The sequence below is a fragment of the Mesorhizobium sp. P2_C7 genome, assembly GCF_056404515.1.
Map to the genome: position 1 here is coordinate 1 of NZ_JBFUDW010000016.1, position 16,307 is coordinate 16,307.

At 62.0% G+C, this 16,307-nt stretch carries 16 protein-coding genes and 1 pseudogene; 11 read left to right on the top strand and 6 right to left on the bottom strand.

Features of this window, described 5'->3' with window-relative positions:
- The 7 genes from AC1D2G_RS27475 to AC1D2G_RS27505 form a co-directional block, all read left to right on the top strand.
- Positions 1–523, top strand: a 523-nt coding sequence (locus tag AC1D2G_RS27475) for a LysR substrate-binding domain-containing protein (RefSeq protein WP_477417965.1), incomplete at its 5' end; no start/stop codon positions are given.
- A gap of 363 nt (positions 524–886) precedes the next feature.
- Positions 887–1,921, top strand: a complete 1,035-nt coding sequence (locus tag AC1D2G_RS27480) for a sensor histidine kinase (RefSeq protein WP_477418196.1) — start codon at positions 887–889, stop codon at positions 1,919–1,921.
- A gap of 79 nt (positions 1,922–2,000) precedes the next feature.
- Positions 2,001–2,393 (top strand): response regulator, encoded by a 393-nt coding sequence (locus tag AC1D2G_RS27485; RefSeq protein ID WP_477418198.1) that lies wholly within the window; start codon positions 2,001–2,003, stop codon positions 2,391–2,393.
- 144 nt (positions 2,394–2,537) lie between these two features.
- A complete protein-coding gene (locus AC1D2G_RS27490) occupies positions 2,538–2,666 on the top strand; it encodes a hypothetical protein (protein ID WP_477300612.1) in 129 nt (42 codons plus the stop codon).
- 199 nt (positions 2,667–2,865) lie between these two features.
- Positions 2,866–3,600, top strand: a complete 735-nt coding sequence (locus tag AC1D2G_RS27495; protein WP_477418200.1) for a class I SAM-dependent methyltransferase — start codon at positions 2,866–2,868, stop codon at positions 3,598–3,600.
- 100 nt (positions 3,601–3,700) lie between these two features.
- Positions 3,701–5,245 (top strand): winged helix-turn-helix domain-containing protein, encoded by a 1,545-nt coding sequence (locus tag AC1D2G_RS27500; protein ID WP_477417967.1) that lies wholly within the window; start codon positions 3,701–3,703, stop codon positions 5,243–5,245.
- Positions 5,246–5,396: 151 nt separating this feature from the next.
- Complete coding sequence (locus AC1D2G_RS27505; protein WP_096454710.1) at positions 5,397–5,690, top strand: hypothetical protein; 294 nt, start codon at positions 5,397–5,399, stop codon at positions 5,688–5,690.
- 404 nt (positions 5,691–6,094) lie between these two features.
- Here AC1D2G_RS27505 and AC1D2G_RS27510 read toward each other — a convergent pair whose 3' ends face one another.
- On the bottom strand, positions 6,095–8,089 hold the full coding sequence (locus AC1D2G_RS27510; protein ID WP_477417969.1) for a BTAD domain-containing putative transcriptional regulator: 1,995 nt from the start codon (positions 8,087–8,089) through the stop codon (positions 6,095–6,097).
- A 170-nt stretch (positions 8,090–8,259) separates the two neighbouring features.
- On the opposite strand from AC1D2G_RS27510, the gene AC1D2G_RS27515 reads away from it, so the two are divergent.
- The gene (locus AC1D2G_RS27515) at positions 8,260–8,508 is read left to right on the top strand and encodes a YjiS-like domain-containing protein (RefSeq protein WP_477417971.1); all 249 of its coding nucleotides are present in this window, start codon (positions 8,260–8,262) and stop codon (positions 8,506–8,508) included.
- Positions 8,509–9,167: 659 nt separating this feature from the next.
- Here the strand turns inward: AC1D2G_RS27515 and trbK-alt are convergent.
- The 4 genes from trbK-alt to AC1D2G_RS27535 form a co-directional block, all read right to left on the bottom strand.
- On the bottom strand, positions 9,168–9,410 hold the full coding sequence (gene trbK-alt, locus AC1D2G_RS27520; protein WP_477417973.1) for a putative entry exclusion protein TrbK-alt: 243 nt from the start codon (positions 9,408–9,410) through the stop codon (positions 9,168–9,170).
- 231 nt (positions 9,411–9,641) lie between these two features.
- Positions 9,642–10,898: a type II toxin-antitoxin system HipA family toxin gene (locus tag AC1D2G_RS27525; RefSeq protein WP_477417975.1), complete on the bottom strand. Its 1,257-nt coding sequence runs from the start codon at positions 10,896–10,898 to the stop codon at positions 9,642–9,644.
- Positions 10,873–11,196: a helix-turn-helix domain-containing protein gene (locus AC1D2G_RS27530; RefSeq protein ID WP_477417977.1), complete on the bottom strand. Its 324-nt coding sequence runs from the start codon at positions 11,194–11,196 to the stop codon at positions 10,873–10,875. The genes AC1D2G_RS27525 and AC1D2G_RS27530 overlap by 26 nt, the downstream gene beginning before the upstream one ends.
- Before the next feature lie 383 nt (positions 11,197–11,579).
- A complete protein-coding gene (locus AC1D2G_RS27535; RefSeq protein WP_477417979.1) occupies positions 11,580–12,131 on the bottom strand; it encodes a TetR family transcriptional regulator in 552 nt (183 codons plus the stop codon).
- 137 nt (positions 12,132–12,268) lie between these two features.
- Here AC1D2G_RS27535 and AC1D2G_RS27540 point away from each other — a divergent pair, with 137 nt between their 5' ends.
- The gene (locus AC1D2G_RS27540) at positions 12,269–13,207 is read left to right on the top strand and encodes an SDR family NAD(P)-dependent oxidoreductase (RefSeq protein WP_477417981.1); all 939 of its coding nucleotides are present in this window, start codon (positions 12,269–12,271) and stop codon (positions 13,205–13,207) included.
- A gap of 387 nt (positions 13,208–13,594) precedes the next feature.
- Entirely contained in the window at positions 13,595–14,044 is a 450-nt protein-coding gene (locus tag AC1D2G_RS27545; protein WP_477418202.1) for a MaoC family dehydratase, read from the top strand.
- 120 nt (positions 14,045–14,164) lie between these two features.
- On the opposite strand, the pseudogene AC1D2G_RS27550 reads toward AC1D2G_RS27545, so the two are convergent.
- Positions 14,165–14,281, bottom strand: a pseudogene (locus AC1D2G_RS27550) (alpha/beta hydrolase); the annotation flags it as partial.
- A gap of 388 nt (positions 14,282–14,669) precedes the next feature.
- Here AC1D2G_RS27550 and AC1D2G_RS27555 point away from each other — a divergent pair.
- Positions 14,670–16,307, top strand: a complete 1,638-nt coding sequence (locus tag AC1D2G_RS27555) for a methyl-accepting chemotaxis protein (RefSeq protein WP_477417983.1) — start codon at positions 14,670–14,672, stop codon at positions 16,305–16,307.

Below are 16,307 nucleotides of genomic sequence, written 5' to 3' on the forward strand. Positions count from 1 at the left end.
GACCAACCGAGAGGCCGACGTCGCGATCCGCGTCGTCTACGACCGCAAAACCCTGCCGCTCAATCTTCACGGCCTGAAGGGACCGGAGCTGTTCGGCGGCGTCTACATGTCTCGCGATCGACTAGCCGCGTGGCGTGCGGGCGCGCCTGATCCCATCCGCTGGATCGTCATAAGCATTCATGGAATTCCGGATTGGGCCAGCGAGGGTGAGGTTCGCGCCACGGGGGTTCCATTCAGGACCACGGACGCCGAGGCGCAGATCGTTGCCGTACGGCAAGGGCTCGGGATGACGACACTGCCGTGCTTCGTTGGCGATGCCGACCCCCTACTGGTGAGGGTGCCGGGTACCGACCTGCACATGTACGGAACGCTCTGGCTTCTCACGCAGGGGGAGACACGCAAGACGAAGCGCGTGCGGCTCTTTACCGAGTTCGTATCCCGCAGGCTCGCCGCGTACGCTCCACTTCTCGCGGGGCTGTCCGTATCGCAGGAGGCGACGGTGCAGCCGTCGCCGGCCAGATGACCAAATGGCGGCTTTTAGCAGCAAGAAACTTTGGCACGCGTGACCGAATGTAGGCGCATTGCGGCCTGGCAGCCCGAGTCAAAAGCTGAATGCAGCTTCTGATTTCCGAAGACGATGGCAACTAGGTCATGCAACTTAATGCCGATCCAAGGGCCGAGCGTCCTGAGGATAACTGAACGAGCGTCTTGCCGTCATATCGCGACCAAGGCCCGCGGGGTGAGGCACGACCGAATTCCATAGCTAACGACCCACAATGTGATAGGGTGGGTCATGTTTTTCGGCCGAGCATGAATTCGGTCGACGTTCCTGCCGAGTGATGGCTCGCTTCGCGAGCTTTCGGCCCTTGAGGGCCAATGTCATGGCATCCGTGTCCACCTGGAAGCGGCGAGCACTCTTGCAGTGGTCGTTTCATCGAACGAGCCGCTCTTGTTCCTGACTGATGATCTCCGGGTTATTGTTGTCAGCGCGTCGTTTTGCCGGACCTTTCAGATCGACCCCGCCGCGGTTGCCGGCAAATTGCTGTCGGAACTCGGCGCGGGCGAATGGGATATGCCGAAGCTGAATTCATTGCTCAAGGCGACCGCCTCGGGCAGCGCTAACATCGAGGCCTACGAGATCGACCTCAAGCGGCCGGGCCAGAAAATCCGGCAGTTGGTGGTGAACGCCCGCGTGCTTGACGACGGCGACCATTCTCGTATCCGGCTCCTGGTGGCTGTCACCGACGTCACCGATGCTCGCGCCGATGCCCGGCAAAAAGACGATCTTATCCGGGACAAGGCAATCCTGATGCAGGAGGTGCAACACCGGGTCGCCAACAGCTTGCAGATCATCGCGAGTGTGCTGATGCAGAGCGCCCGCAGGGTCCAGTCCGATGAGGCACGCGGCCATCTGACCGACGCCCACAACAGGGTGATGTCGATCGCAGCCGTGCAGCGGCACCTCGCCCGGTCCGGCGCTGAAAGTGTTTCGCTACGGACCTACTTCACCCAGCTTTGTCAAAGCCTTGGTGCCTCAATGATCTCCGACAGGGAGCGGCTCTCTATCGTTGTCACTGTCGACGATAGTGTTGTGAAATCGGACATTTCGATAAGTTTGGGCCTTATCGTGACCGAACTGGTGATCAACGCTCTGAAGCACGCATTTCCGGAGGAGCGGTCCGGCAGGATTTCGGTCGACTACCGTTCGGACGGGCAGGACTGGACCCTTTCGGTTCGGGATGACGGCATTGGCATTCCAACCGGCGACGACGCCGCAAAGGCCGGGCTTGGCACCGGTATCATAGAGGCGCTTGCCAGGAACCTGCAAAGTGACATCAGCGTAGCCGACGGAAAGCCCGGAACCATTGTATCGGTCGCTCACATTGCTGCTGTCAGCGACGACGTGCCGGCGGCAGCATAGCCGGATGACCAGCCCAAAAGCTGCTGACCGAGGGCAACCGTTGCCCAAGGCGAACGTCGGTCCCGCGCAGGCCGCAGAAATCAACACAAACCGCAAGGCCGTCATTCTGATTGTCGAAGACAACGCCGTCATCAGAATGGGCGCGGTCGACCTCGTCGTTCATGCCGGTTACGAGGCGCTGGAAGCCACTAATGCCGACGACGCAATTCGGCTGCTGGAGGCGCGAGCGGACATCGTTCTGGTGTTCACCGACGTCGGCATGCCCGGCACCATGGATGGTATCAAATTGGCTCACCACATCCGAAACCGATGGCCGCCGGTCAAATTGATCGTCGCTTCCGGCAGGTCGATCGTCGAACAGGGCCGCCTACCTGAAGGAAGTCACTTTTTTCCCAAGCCCTATAATGACGGCACTATTGTCGAACAGATCCGCCGGATGCTGTCGCCGATTGAAACGCGTCCGAAGCTCTAGGCGCGGATCGTCTGACTCATTGTTTCAAGACTTAGGTCGGGCCTCACATCCAGTTGAATTTATGAGATGGAACTAAAACGGGGTCGAAACCGTAGTATGAGCTTGCCTAGACCGTGGCGTGGCAATTCCGAGGGGAGCGTCCAGATGAGTAATGGCGCGGTTCTGGTCGTGGAGGATGAGCAGCTCATCCTGCTCGACGTCGAGTCGGCCTTGGAACAAGCTGGCTTCGAAGTCGTGGCGGCTCACAATGCGGCTCAGGCCATCGCGGCCTAGGCGCGCGATGACAGCGACTCCGGGCCTGACCAGGGTAGAGGCCGGAAGGCCCGCGAAAGCATAGCGTGGATGGTGCCGTCCCGCTCGACGGGGCCGGGCAACTTCGCCGCTCAGGCAGATTTCAGCCGAATTTCATCCGGTTGTCACGACGGCCAACCTGGCCTCCGGCAATGTAACCAAAAGGATGAAAGGATTGATCATGACCGACATGGGAGGCGCAAGGCATTGGGATGAGAACAATTCCCGAAGCTTTCTCGATTACGGGCGCTATTTCGTCCCCGAACGGGAACGCCAGATCGGCATCATCGCCGATCTAATTCCTCCCGTGCAGGGCGGCCTGCTGGTCGAGCTCTGTTCAGGCGAGGGCCTGCTCAGCCGCGCCTTGCTGCAGCGATTTCCGGACTGCCGGGTATTGGCGCTCGACGGCTCGGCGCGGATGCTCGAGCAGACGCGCGAGACCTGTCGCGACCACGCTGACCGCCTGGCCACTGCCGCGTTCGAGCTGGAACATCGTGACTGGCGGAGCTTTCCCGAGCCGCCGCACGCGATTGTCTCGTCGCTCGCCATCCACCACCTCGACGAGCGGCAGAAGCGGATGCTTTTTGCCGACCTTGGGACGGCGCTCAGCCCCGGCGGCGTCCTCGTGGTGGCCGACATCGTGCGCCCGCCGGGCGCGGCCGCTCTCGCCATCGCGGCGCGGCAGTGGGACGAGGCGGTGCGTTCGCGGGCGCTCGCGATCGACGGCGACCTGGCCGCCTTCGCCGAGTTCAACCGCCTCGGCTGGAACTATTTCCGCAATCCCGACGGCGAGCCGATCGACAAGCCGTCCTCGCTGGCCGAGCAACTTTCCTGGCTGTCCGAAGCCGGTTTCATCGCGGTCGATTGCGCCTGGCTGTTCGCCGGCCACGCCATTTTCAGCGGGCTGAAAGCTTGATGCAAGAAGACAGTCATGGTGTCTTCAAGCGTGCGAGGGTAATGATCGACAGCCAGCCCGTCGCGAGCCGAATTGGGCTTGACGTCTCCTTGAGGGCGACATGACGACGTTCGAATTCTCGGGTCACAGGCTCGACCTGCGCAAAGGCAGGTTGCAAAGGGGCGGGCACGACGTCGACCTGCGCGCCAAATCGCTCTCGCTGCTCACCTATCTCCTGGAGAATGCCGGTCGCGTCGTCGGCAAGGACGAACTGGTCGACGCCGTCTGGCCCAACATCGCCGTCTCCGACGATTCACTGACCCAATGCATGAAGGATATCCGCAAGGCGCTCGGCCCGGATGCGGACGGCCTGATCCGTACCGTGATGCGGCGGGGCTATGTGATCGACGAGGATCGTGTTCGTCGCATCGGGAATCGCGACACGTCGGGTGCGACCGGGACGGGGGAAGGCGCCGTCGACACGCCGTCGATCGCGGTGCTGCCCTTCGAGAACCTGAGCGGCGACCCGGCGCAGGACTATTTCGCCGACGGCATGGTCGACGAGATCATCACCGCGCTGTCGCGCATGCGCTGGCTGTTCGTCATCGCCCGCAATTCGAGCTTCGCCTACAAGGGGCAGGCCGACGGCGTGAAACGGGCCGGAGCCGAGCTCGGCGTGCGCTACGTGCTGACCGGCAGCGTTCGCAAGGCCGGCGACCACATCCGCCTTACGGGACAACTCATCGATCAGTCGTCCGGCAAGACGATCTGGGCCGACCGCTACGACGGAACCATGGCCGACGTGTTCGACCTGCAAGACCGGTTCGCCGAGAGTGTCGTCGGCGCCATCCAGCCCTCCATCCTGTCGGCCGAGATCGAGCGGTCGCGGCGCAAGCGGCCGGAAAGCCTCGCCGCCTACGACTACGTGCTGCGCGCCTTTCCGCTCGCCTGGTCGCTCGAGCGGGCGCAGAACGAGGAGGCCGGGACACTGCTTGAACGGGCGACCGCGATCGAGCCTGATTATGCGCTGGCGCTTTCGCTGCTGGCCTGGTGCCATCTGCAGCGTGTCACCTACCACTGGACCGAAACGCCGGCCGCGTCCCGGGAAGAGGGCCTGCGCCTGGCGCAGAAGGGGGCGGCGCTGTCCGGCGACGACCCGATGGTGCTTGCGGTGCTCGGCGCCGCGCATTCTTTCGCCCGCGACTTTGATGTCGCCGACATGCATCTGACACGGGCGCGCACGCTCGATCCGAATTCCGCCTGGGCCTGGCTGCGCAGCGGCTGGCTTGACGTCTATCGCGAGCGGCCCGAGGCGGCGATCGAGAAGTTCGAGCATTTCGAACGGCTGAGCCCGCGCGACCCGATGGGCTACATGGCCGAACTCGGCATCGGCGCCGCCCATTTCATTACCGGGCGCTACGAAGAAGCATTGGTCATGACGCGGCGCGGGGTCAGCCGGCACCCTGGCGCCACCTGGGCGCTACGCTGGTTGGTGATGACGCTGGTCCATGCCGGCCGCAAGGATGAAGCCCGGCGCGTGTGCGGCAGGCTGCTGGAAAGCCATCCGGGGCTGACGGTCGCCACGATCTGGGACCAACTGCCTTTTGAGGCGGCCACACGGGAGCGCGTCGCCGCCAGCCTGCGCGAGGCGGGCCTCCCGGACTGATATCGTGTCGACGACCGGGGGCCGGTGCCCGCCTGCCGATTTCGTCACAATTTCCCTCGAGTTTCACCTGGGCCTCACGATCTCCGGCCGGGCGCCGACTAATCTCATCCTTGCTGTCGCTCAAGGACAGTTCGAGGATGGAGACAACACCATGACCACGCTGGTTCCTTTCATCGGTCTCGCAGCCGATTGCCGGTCGCATGCTTCTCCCTCGCGGCCTTTCCGGATGCTGGCCGCCGTGACTTCGGCGCTGCTGTGGCTGCCGCGCTTCTGGAGGGCACGCAGGGACCTCGCCGCTTTTGCCGCCATGAGCGAATGCGAGCGTCGCGATATCGGCGTTACCGCCTTTGACATCGAAAATATGCTGGTATTGCCAGTTGACCGCGACCCCACCGAAGTGCTCGCGCGGGTCGTGGACGATCGCCGCCGTCGCCGTGAATCCTGAGCTCCAGACCCGCCAAAGCCGAAGGGTGGGCGCCATGAGCATGCTCTTGGGCGCCAGCCCGACGAAATGATGGCCAAACAGTATGGTCGCTTCCTGCCCCAGGACAAAGCGGCTCTGGCGGCGAGGATTCTGAGGATGTGGGAAGCAGCATGGTCTGGTGGGCAGCATTTGCTGATGGTTTGGTTAGTTAAATGTTGATCGCCCCGCAAGATGTTCTCCGAACCGTTTCAGGCACTCGCCAATCATAGACTGCCGAACTGGAACGTGGTCTTCCGCGCCGTGCTGATGTTGTGGCTAATTAAACGACGTGCAATGGTCGTGAGCCGGTAGGATCGCTATCCTAGCCAGGGGCGCAGGGGGCGATCATGTCATCCAAGTTGAAACCAAGGATGGGCCGAAGATAGTCAGCGCTCGGGCAATCCCGCCAGCTTCAAGCCTTCGACCACTTGGTCTGCCCATTCCGGCGTGTTCCGCAAGATAGGCAGCGACCGGAATCGCTCGATCGTGAAACTCGGCTGGGCGGCTAGGAGCTTTTGCGCAGCCCAGCGGGCGGTCTCCAGATCGCCGCCCATCGCCGACCAGGCGGCGAGATAGCGATAGGACGTGATGATGTCGGGGTGGGCGGCGATGACCTCACGGGCGATCGCGACGGCCTGGGAAAGGGAGCCCGTCTTGGCCAAGGCGTAGCCCATTCCCAGTCTCACGGCGAACGCGAACGGATCCATTGGGCTCAGCGCCATTGCTCGCTGGAACCGGTCCGGGGCCAGGGCGGCTTCGCCTCTGTAGATCGCGATCCAGCCATGGCGTGCCCATGCCCAAGCATTGTTCGGATCGAGCGTGAGCGCCTTTTCGATGAAGGTGGCGGCGCGCTCCTGGTCACCGCCCATGCTCAATGCCGCGCCGGCGGCGGTCAACGCGGTTGGATCGTTGCCGATCGAGCCGGCTGCCTCGACCGCCGCGACCGCCTTTTCCAGCTCGCTTTCCGGCTGCTCGGCCCACAGAAACACGGCGTTCGAGGCGTGGCACCAGGCCAGAAGCGCATGTGCGCGGCCATAGGCCGGATCGACCGCGATCGCTTTCTTGAGCAGCTCTATTGCCAGGTCGTTGGTGTCCTTGCGGCGGCCCCAAATGTTTGGATAGGCGCGCATGACGAAATCATAGGCCCTGAGGCTGGTCGGCGGCTTGCGCCTGGCCAGCTCGATCTCGGCGCCGCGGATGGCCGGATGGATGGCGCCCGCCACCTGCGCCGCGATCCTGTCCTGGAACTCGAAAACGTCCTCGATCGCACCCTCGTAGCGCTCGGACCATAATTGTGTCCGCGTCTCGGCATCGACCAGCTGCACGGAAATGCGCAGCCGATTGCCGCCCCGCCGAACGGTGCCTTCGACCACGTAGGCGACGCTGAGTTCCCGGCCGACCTCGCGCACGTCGGCGAAGCGGCCCTTGTAGGTGAAGGCGGACTGGCGCGCGATGACGAAGAAGTCCCGGATGCGGGAAAGCGCGGCGGTGATCTCCTCGACAACGCCGTCGGCAAAATACTCGTCCTCCGCCCCGCCGAGATTGTCGAAAGGCATCACTGCCACCGACGGCTGGTCGTGCGGTCTCGCCGGCGTGGCGATAGGCTGAGGCGGCTGGGCGGTGTCGTGAGCCGACGCGATCTGGCGATTTCCGCCCCGCGTCTGCAGCGACGCCGCCAGTGACAGCGTCTGTGCCTCGGGTTCCACGCCCAGATGCTTCTTCAGCAGCGCGCGGCAGGTCTCGAACTGACGCAAGGCCGCATTTTCGTGGCCCCTCGCAGCGTGGATGCGCATCAAGGCCCGATGCGCCGGCTCGGCGGCCGGATCCGAGGCAAGCAGCCTTTCGGCGAGCCGTTCGCAAGCCGCTTCGTCCGCGGATCCGGCTTCGGGCGGCGCGAGGCTCAGGCGCTCCACCAGCTGCTGCGCCTTCTGCCGGTATCTGACCTGGAATGGGCTGAACCATTCATCCAGTCCGTCCGGAATGGCCTCTCCCGCGAGCACATCACCGCGATAGAGGTCGGCGGCAAAGGCGAGGTCCGTCGTCCCGCTTTCGGCGAGCTTCCGGTCGAAGAGCCAGATGTCGGCTTCGTCCGGGCCGGCCGTCAGCGCAGCCGTTTCCTGATCCCCGTCGATGGAAATGGCTGCATTGCCGGCGGCGGGAAACCACCGCCGGATGTCGGCCAGCGCCTGGCGCAGGCTATTGCGCGACTGCGCATCGCCTCGTCCCGGCCAAAACCCTTCGCGAAGCCTTTCGCGAGTGGCGCCGCGGCGACCCGCCAGGACCAGGGCGGCAAAAAGCAGCGCCGACTTGCGCGTTGCGAAGCGGACGGGCTGCCCCTCTCCGGACATCACTTCGAGACCGCCAAGCAACCGGATACGCACGACCCCTCTCCAGATTTCGAACGCGCCAGCAGAATAGCATCTTCGCCGATCGATTTAACGCAGATTTAACGGCGGTCCGTCGGACTTCCCGCGATTGTTCACGCCCGGCTGAACAACCGCAAATCGCCCCCGTGACAAGCTGCGACCGTAATCTGGAACAGGAGAGCAAAATGGCTCACACCGAAGCTCACGCAGAGACCCGCACATCGAAACACTGGCTGCTTGGGAAAGCGTTGAACAGCATGGCAGCAGCAGTCGCAGCCTTCACAGCCTGGCGGCGGACCGTTGCAGGGCGCAGGGCGTTGGCAGACCTGACGTCCGATCAGTTGAAGGACATCGGCTGTCAGGAGGTCCGCAGACCTACGTTCTTCGTCAGGGTCGGGGTCGGCCTCATGACGGACCTGATGTCGATGAGGTGAGGCGGAACCAGATGGCAAAGGCGCTGCGCGCGTCGCCGGTAGGCAGGTAGCAAAAAATCAGCAGCCGTTCAGGACGAGAGGCAGCTTTTGGCGGCCATGCTTGCGGAACAACCGGCGAGCAGTCGGCACCTGCTGCCGCCGTCAACATTGGAGGTCGAACATGCATGTGAAGGCTGATGCGCCGGTTGCGTCCACCACACTGACGCGAGGGGAAGCACTTAGCATCCTTTCTGCGGGCATAGCCGGCCCCTGCTGCGGCGAGGCCCATGAGATGTTGGCCTGGCTCTACCTGCTGACACCTTGCGAGGCGGGCGCGGAACCGCCCGCCGAACGCCCCCGCCTATGGCTTCGCTAGGGGGAACGTCTACGTCAGTTACGGCAGCTATTCGCCCTCTGCCTAAGGAGGGCGTCAGCTTGCTCGCTTCGCTTGTTCCGGATTTCCATTCGCCATTTTGGTAGCGAGCGCGACAAGCCGCAGGACTGCGCGCTTCGGATTCGATTCCAGCCACACGACTCTGATCGAACTGAAAGAGCCCATACCTTCAAGCGGCTTCCATATGGCAGAACCGAAGGCGGCTGCCTTGGCGAAGCTTTCGCCCGCAAGCATTACCCCTTGAAGGTGCCGAGGAACTGGTCGATGACGCCCGTATTGCCCATGCCTATCTCGCCTCCCGCATGGTCGTATCTGGCGGCTGCAAGAGGGCAGGCTCTGACGCCGAATTTGCGGACCCGAGGAACCGCTCGCGCTGTTCAGCCCACAAGCGCAAACAATCACTGTCGCGTACCGCGGCCTCGCCGAGAACCTGGCAGCGACGCAGACCCTCTGCGCGCTCGCTAACAGGGCGCCGGATCGCGGCGGCGGCTTCTGCGGCGGCACCGTCCTTGGCGATCAACGGCGGCATGGCCAGACGTCGGCGGCGGCCGAGGCGGCCGGGGCGACGGCATCAAATCCCGGCGCGTCGGGCGGCCGGCCCGACAGATGCTTGATGGGATAGCGACAGCGCGTCGGCGAAGCGGAATCAGTCAGGTCGCCTGCCTGCTGCCTGCGCTCGGCCGTGATAGGCAATCTCGCAATGATGGCGAAGTGCTTTGCACCAGGTCTGCATACCCAACGTCGCGAACTACAGGGTGCCTCACTTCTCGGCGCAGGCGCCCAGTATCGGTGTCATGACCTTGACGTGCTCGTCGATCCGATCGAGGACCTTTGAAGGGATCACGTCGCGCTCGGGCAGATGCCACCATTGCTCGTTGACGCGTGTGACCACCTCGACCACTGCCTTCAAAACCGCCGGCTCGGGTAATCTGGCGCGGTTTGCGAACGCTTTCCACCGCGGCGCCGTCAGCGCCCTGAACGACCGCTCTCCTGCGAGTGAAAGCGCCATGGCGTCCGTGGGGATATAGGGCACCGTCGACAACACGTCATAGATTGGAGCGAGTGCTGGTTCGTTGCCTTCTCCGGGATAGATCAGCGACCAGTTCTTGAGATGCATATCACCATTGCCGGTGACGGCTGCCAGGGTTAGCCGGCGGACGAATTCGAGAGCCGCGGCAGGTGAGACCGCAGTGTTCAAAGCGGCCGCGACATCGTGATAGGCAGCCCCTTCATATTTGCGGGAAGGGTAGACGCCGAAAACCTGGGCGAAATCTTCTATATGAATCCTCTGGCTGGCAGCGCCCCGGTCGAAGCGCTTGACCAGAAGAACCTTGCCCTCCGAAAGCGTGTCGAATTCCTCTGGGATGCCTTCGAAATCGGACCTCTCGACCAGCTCGCGTTCAGGAACATCCATGCCGATCGCGGCTGCGAGGGCGAGGTTGGCGAATTCGTTCTCGGAAACGCCCGGGAACGCCATCGACGGAAATTTGGCGATGTACTGGCCCTGTTCGTCACCCATCGGCAAGGTAAGGCCGCCACCTTTGCCCGTGTTCTTCATGACCGACAGCTTCATCTGCACGCCGGCGAGTGAGAAGCCGGCCTTTGGGTTCTCGTTCAAGGCTTGCTGCGGGACGGCAGCTGCTCCATCGCTGGGCAATACCTGCACCGCGCCAGGGAGATCGGCGCCGAGGGCTGCCAGGAGATCGAAATCATTGCCCGGCCGTACATTGCCTTGGTGGTGCCTTTCCATCGCCTCGCGCAGCTTCTCCTCGGGCAGGAGGTTCGCGAAAAATGCCGGCAGGAGGCCGGCGAGAGGCTTTGGATCTTTTCGCAGCCCGCCCATCGCCGACCGAAACGAAAGGCTCAAGATTGGGAAGCCGCCCGTCGCGCGATAGGCTTCTTCAAAGCTGAACGCATTGAAATCGCCTGGTGTCCGCACGATCGCACCTACCTTGCGCTTGTCCAGGAGGACATCGAGCAACTGGATCGTCCTAGGCGGCTGGTATGTGGGGGCCATGATCGTCATCGTCAGGTTGGGAAACAAACGCGGGCAGATCGTCGTCGTGCGGGCGCGACAAGGCCAGAACGGCAGGCACGAAAGCTTGCGGAACCAACATCATTTCCAAACCGAGCGCGCGGGCGACATTGATCAGCGTCGTCGCCCTGGCCGCGGCGGTTCCCGTTTCGATGTCGCGATAGCGTGGACGGGATATACCCGCCAGGTCAGAGACCTGCTCCTGCGTCATTGCAGCAGCGAGCCTTGCATTCCTGAGGAGGCCCCCTATCTGCCGCAAACTTTCCGATTCAGAACTCATTTAGATACCTTTACGGCTCTTTGCAACGAATATTGATACGACAACGTATCCTCTCCGACCGGTTTTGTCAACCAACGTGAGATGTTAACGGATCAATCTGCGCATAAATGATATGTAAAAGGATCATACGAGCAAAAACAGCTCGATCAAGCTGTGAGCCGGTAACGGCCAGCTAGGACTGAACTCCATCATCTCCCGTTGGATTTACATCCTCGGAAATCTCCTGGCGCAGTTTTGTCCCCTTCGCCTTGGTCGCGGCCATGTACCAGACGGCGACGGCCAACGCTGCCGAGGCCGCCGCCCCGAGAACCACAGCAACATAATGATGTGAAGACCGGAGCGTAGCCCCCGTGCCCCTTTTGCCCGGAGGTCGCGCAAAAATGCTATTCCCCCTGCCGCGCGCTTTCGAGCAGCGTCATACAGGCTTCGAGACACGCTGCGGCGATCGCCCGGCCGAGGGGACTTTGCTTCCTGTTCAACAGCCGATGCATCACCACGCCGTGCAGCATCATCATGATCGGATATGCGATGTGCGCGGCCCTGCTTTCTTCAACGCCGGCGCGCACGAGATGGGTGGTGTATCGTTCGATCTCGACCCCCTGCGCGTCCGCTGTGACACGCTCCATCCAGCCGCGCCCATAGAGCAATTCATAGTCGCGGGGGTGGCTGGTACCGAACGCGAGATGTCGTGCGCAGGTGTCCTGGAAGTCTCGCGATTTTGCGAGGTAGGCCGAGAAGCGCTGAAAGGCGAGCGGGCGCAACGCCGTCAGTAGCGCCTCCCGGTCGGTGTAGTAGCTATAGACCGTTGGCGTCGTTGTGGCGGCTTCCGCCGCCACGCCGCGGATCGTCACGGCCTCCTCGCCGCCCGACTGCCACAGGGTGTCGGCGGCCTTCAAGATTCTGTGAGGAAGCTCCGGATCGGCGGTTCGCGGCATCGGCTCTCTTTCTTTTACGTCGTATAAGTTATATGTCGTGTAAGTAATAACCTGTTCCCAGGAAGCGAGCAAATGACCCCCAGCGCAAACCGGGGCCACCAGTTCCTCTTTTTGAATGTAACCCGAAGGTCAGTAACATGAAGACGAAACATGAACACGGCAAGCCGATCCTCGTGACCGGAGCAGCCGGCGCTGTTGGCGGCATCGGCCGCAACCTCACCGAGTTCCTGCTCGCAAGAGGGCACAAGGTGCGCGCCTTGGTTCGGCGTGAGGACGAGCGCGCCGAAGCGCTTCGGCGGCTTGGCGCCGAGGTCATGCAGGGCGACCTTACAGACCTCACCTCGATGCACCGCGCCATTGAAGGTTGCCGGCGCATCTATTTCGGAATGTCTGTCTCCCCGGCCTACCTGGAAGCCACGATCAACACTGCCGCTGTGGCGCGCCACCACGGCGTCGAGGCCTTTGTGAACATGTCGCAGATGACGGTCTCGCAGATGAGCATCAGCGAGACCACCGACAGTCCGCAACACAAGCTGCACTGGCTGGCGGAACAGGCACTGTCATGGTCGGGACTGCCGGTCGTCACGGTACGGCCGACAGTCTTCCTCGAAGGCTTTTTTCTCCTCATGGCAGCCGCCGGCGTGCAGGCCTCCGATGAGTTGGCGCTGCCGATGGGCCGCGGCAAGACCTCGCCGATCTCGGCGGTCGACGTGGCGCGTGCGGTAGCGGCGATCCTCGACGACCCCGCACCGCACATCGGACAAATCTACAATCTGACGGGGCCGGAATCGGCCGATCTGGACCACTATGCGCGCGCCTTCTCCGAGGCGCTCGGCAGGCCCATTCGATATCGTGACGTCCCACTCGCGGCGTGGAGCGAGGGCCTTCGGCAGGCGAGGCTTCCTGAACACCTCGTCAGCCACCTCTCGGCCATGGCCCAGTTGACCAAGCAGGGCCACTACGACCGTATGACGGACGACATGTACAAGCTCGTCGCCGAAGCACCGACGAACATGCGCGACTTCGTGAAGCTCCACACCGCTGAGTTCAAGCAGCGTGCACCGGCGCATTCCTGAGGCGCTCAGCGCATCCCGCAAGCGGAATCTCATCGTTGAAAGGCCGGCACCCATCCCCGATGCCTGGGCAAGAAACGCTGCGCGCCTCGCTCTCTGGACAAGCGCCAGATCTATGGCGCCTGTTATTGGCTTGTTGGTCGTGACGGCGCTGAAACTGTTGTGGCGCGGGGTTTCAGGATTTCTTGCCTGAGCGCGAACAAAATCCGCTCCTCCTAGGAGTGGCGTTTCGCGAGGAACGGTACTCCGGGAAGATTGCCGAGTATATTGGCGCAGGCCACCTGCAACTGGGTGACAGACTCCCTCAACGGGTGCCTGTCTCGGGCAGTTCGAAGGCTCCGAACATGGTGGCTTTGGAATAACAGCATCGAACTGAGGAAAGGGCGTGATATGACGCAGTTGTATCTGGACGATCTCGAGCGCGGTCAAACCTTCGTCAGCGGTTCGCAGGCGCTCGACGAGGAGCAGATCAAAGCTTTCGCGAAAGAGTTCGATCCCCAAATTTTCCATCTCGATGGGCGGGCGGCGGAAGGGACGCTGTTCGGCGGCCTTGCGGCCAGCGGCTGGCATACCGCCGCGATCACCATGCGGTTGAACGTGGAGTCAGGCCTGCCGCTCGCTAACGGCATTATCGGCGCAGGAGGCGAGATCAACTGGCCGAACCCGACGCGCCCGGGTGACATTCTCCACGTCGAAAGCGAGGTGATGGATGTCGCTCCATCGCGTTCGCGCCCAGAGCGCGGCATCGTCACCATCGTCAGCAAAACGCTCAACCAGCGCGGCGACGTTCTCCAGATCCTGACCGCCAAGCTGGTCGTTTTTCGTCGGCCGGCGGCATGAACGACCAGCCATTGCAACCAAACGGAGCATGACATGGGCAACATCCAGGATGCGGCTCGCCGATGTGAAATTTGAGCCGACACGGGCATTGCCGATGACGGGGCCACATTACCGCAAGGATCAAGGAGCCGCGGTCGCCGCGTCCTCGATGATTTTTGCCACCGCATCGGGATGAGAGATCATGACGACATGCGACGCGCCCTTCACAACCACGACGCCCTTAGCGTGCGCCCGCTCTGGGGAATGGTGCTGTCGTAGCGCTGCGCCGATACAAAGAACCCATTTGCACCGTGGCGCTTAGCCTCAACAAGGATTTAGGTGAACATCCTCAACGTCCGAAATCAGTTGATAGAGAAGCTAACCAGATTGTCCGTCCTGAGGCGCAAAGCAGTTGTCCACGTCGCGGCAGATTTAAGTCGTAGCTGGGTCAGGAGGGGAAGACATTCAGGACGTGCTTCGACCACCACTTCTGGCGGCGCCGATTGGCAAGCCGCTTCGCCATTAGCGATTGAACGGAAAAGAAACCATTCAGCATCAGACTACTGCTTTTCGACGCACCTTTTCGAAACGTCGGAGCGAGCGCTTGTCGCGCAGACCACGATGCCCCCATTGGTGAACCGGTTCCATGAAGAGTCTGACAATACGCCACCGCATCCTCGTCAGTTTCGCTGCCGTTCTGGTGGTCATGTCCGTGATCGCCGTCATCGCGTACGCTTGGTTTCTTCAGGCGGGGCAGGAGGCGACTGAGGTCGAGAAGGGCATCCTTCCAGACCTCTATCACAGCACCGAGATCATGATGGGCCAGATGACGGCCCATAGCCTGCTTCAGGAATATGCCCTTCAGGACAACCCGTCGGATAGAAGCACGCTTGAAAGCGCGATCGCGACCAATCGCGACCAAGTGCAGCGGTCGATGGACGACTATGAAGCAACAATCGTCTCCGACATCGACAAGCAGAATTATGCAGTCGTCAAAGAACTCGCCAACCAATTTCGTCTGGCTGAAACTGATGTGCTGAACGCAAGCCGAGCTGCCTTGTCGAAAGGTGAAACTCCCAATGAAAGTCCGGCCATCAAGAACACCGTAGAGCCGATCTTCGTAAAATTGCAGTCCGCTCTGCAGGCCATGGTCGAGGATCACAGAGGCGAGGCAAACAGCGCGACGCAGCGGATCAGCTCGATCGTTAGAGCGGCGGAAGTCGGTTTGAGCGTTGGCTTGTTGATAGCCCTCGGGCTAGCCCTTCTCCTGGGTTACCAGCTGTTTCGCGCCGTTACAGGTCCGCTCACCCGTTTGGTCGACGCGGTTCAATTGATGCGGCAAGGCGACTTCAGCGAACGCCTCGATCTGAGGCGCCGAGACGAATTCAGCGCGCTTGCCGACGGCTTCAACGCAATGGCGGACGATCTCACAAGCCTCATTGGTCAGGTTCAAAGGTCCAGTATACAGGTCGGCACGTCGATAACTGAGATCGCCGCCACCTCCAAGCAACAGCAGGCAACTGCGACTGAAATCGCGGCGACCACAACAGAAATCCGCGCGACAGCCAAGGAAATCTCCGCCACATCAAACGAGCTGGTCCGCACGATGAACGAGGTCTCGACAGTTGCCGAGCAAACGGCTGCCGTCGCCGGCGGAGGGCAAGCGGGGCTGACCCGTATGGAAGAAACCATGCAGCAGGTCATGGAAGCGGCCGGCGCGATCAATTCCAAACTCGCGATCTTGAGTGAGAAAGCCGGCAGCATCAATCAGGTGGTGACAACCATCACCAAAGTCGCCGATCAGACGAATCTGTTGTCGCTCAACGCTTCCATCGAGGCGGAGAAGGCAGGCCAATATGGCCGGGGCTTTGCAGTGGTGGCGACGGAAATCCGAAGGCTCGCGGACCAGACGGCTGTCTCCACCTACGATATCGAGCAGATGGTCAAGGACATCCAGTCGGCAGTCGCGGCCGGGGTGATGGGCATGGACAAGTTTTCCGAGCAGGTCCGCCGGGGTATGCAGGAAATCCAGCAGGTCGGCGGGCAACTCTTTGAGATCATTCAGCAGGTTCAGGGGCTGGTGCCACGTTTCGAAGTCGCCAATGAAGGCATGCAAGCACAGGCGACCGGCGCGGGGCAGATCAGCGACTCGCTAACCCAGCTAAGCGAGGCAGCTCAGCAAACAGTCGAATCCCTTCAGCAATCGACGTTCGCGATCGACGAGCTCAATCAAGTCTCAGGCGGCATGCGAAGTAGCATTTCAAGGTTCAAGCTGCGAGCATAG

Coding starts and splice junctions, on each gene's coding strand:
- AC1D2G_RS27490 (WP_477300612.1), top strand. CDS start 2,538: ATGAGTAATGGCGCGGTTCTGGTCGTGGAGGATGAGCAGCTCATCCTG.
- AC1D2G_RS27495 (WP_477418200.1), top strand. CDS start 2,866: ATGACCGACATGGGAGGCGCAAGGCATTGGGATGAGAACAATTCCCGA.
- AC1D2G_RS27500 (WP_477417967.1), top strand. CDS start 3,701: ATGACGACGTTCGAATTCTCGGGTCACAGGCTCGACCTGCGCAAAGGC.
- AC1D2G_RS27505 (WP_096454710.1), top strand. CDS start 5,397: ATGACCACGCTGGTTCCTTTCATCGGTCTCGCAGCCGATTGCCGGTCG.
- AC1D2G_RS27515 (WP_477417971.1), top strand. CDS start 8,260: ATGGCTCACACCGAAGCTCACGCAGAGACCCGCACATCGAAACACTGG.
- trbK-alt (WP_477417973.1), bottom strand. CDS start 9,410: ATGCCGCCGTTGATCGCCAAGGACGGTGCCGCCGCAGAAGCCGCCGCC.
- AC1D2G_RS27525 (WP_477417975.1), bottom strand. CDS start 10,898: ATGGCCCCCACATACCAGCCGCCTAGGACGATCCAGTTGCTCGATGTC.
- AC1D2G_RS27530 (WP_477417977.1), bottom strand. CDS start 11,196: ATGAGTTCTGAATCGGAAAGTTTGCGGCAGATAGGGGGCCTCCTCAGG.
- AC1D2G_RS27535 (WP_477417979.1), bottom strand. CDS start 12,131: ATGCCGCGAACCGCCGATCCGGAGCTTCCTCACAGAATCTTGAAGGCC.
- AC1D2G_RS27540 (WP_477417981.1), top strand. CDS start 12,269: ATGAAGACGAAACATGAACACGGCAAGCCGATCCTCGTGACCGGAGCA.
- AC1D2G_RS27545 (WP_477418202.1), top strand. CDS start 13,595: ATGACGCAGTTGTATCTGGACGATCTCGAGCGCGGTCAAACCTTCGTC.
- AC1D2G_RS27555 (WP_477417983.1), top strand. CDS start 14,670: ATGAAGAGTCTGACAATACGCCACCGCATCCTCGTCAGTTTCGCTGCC.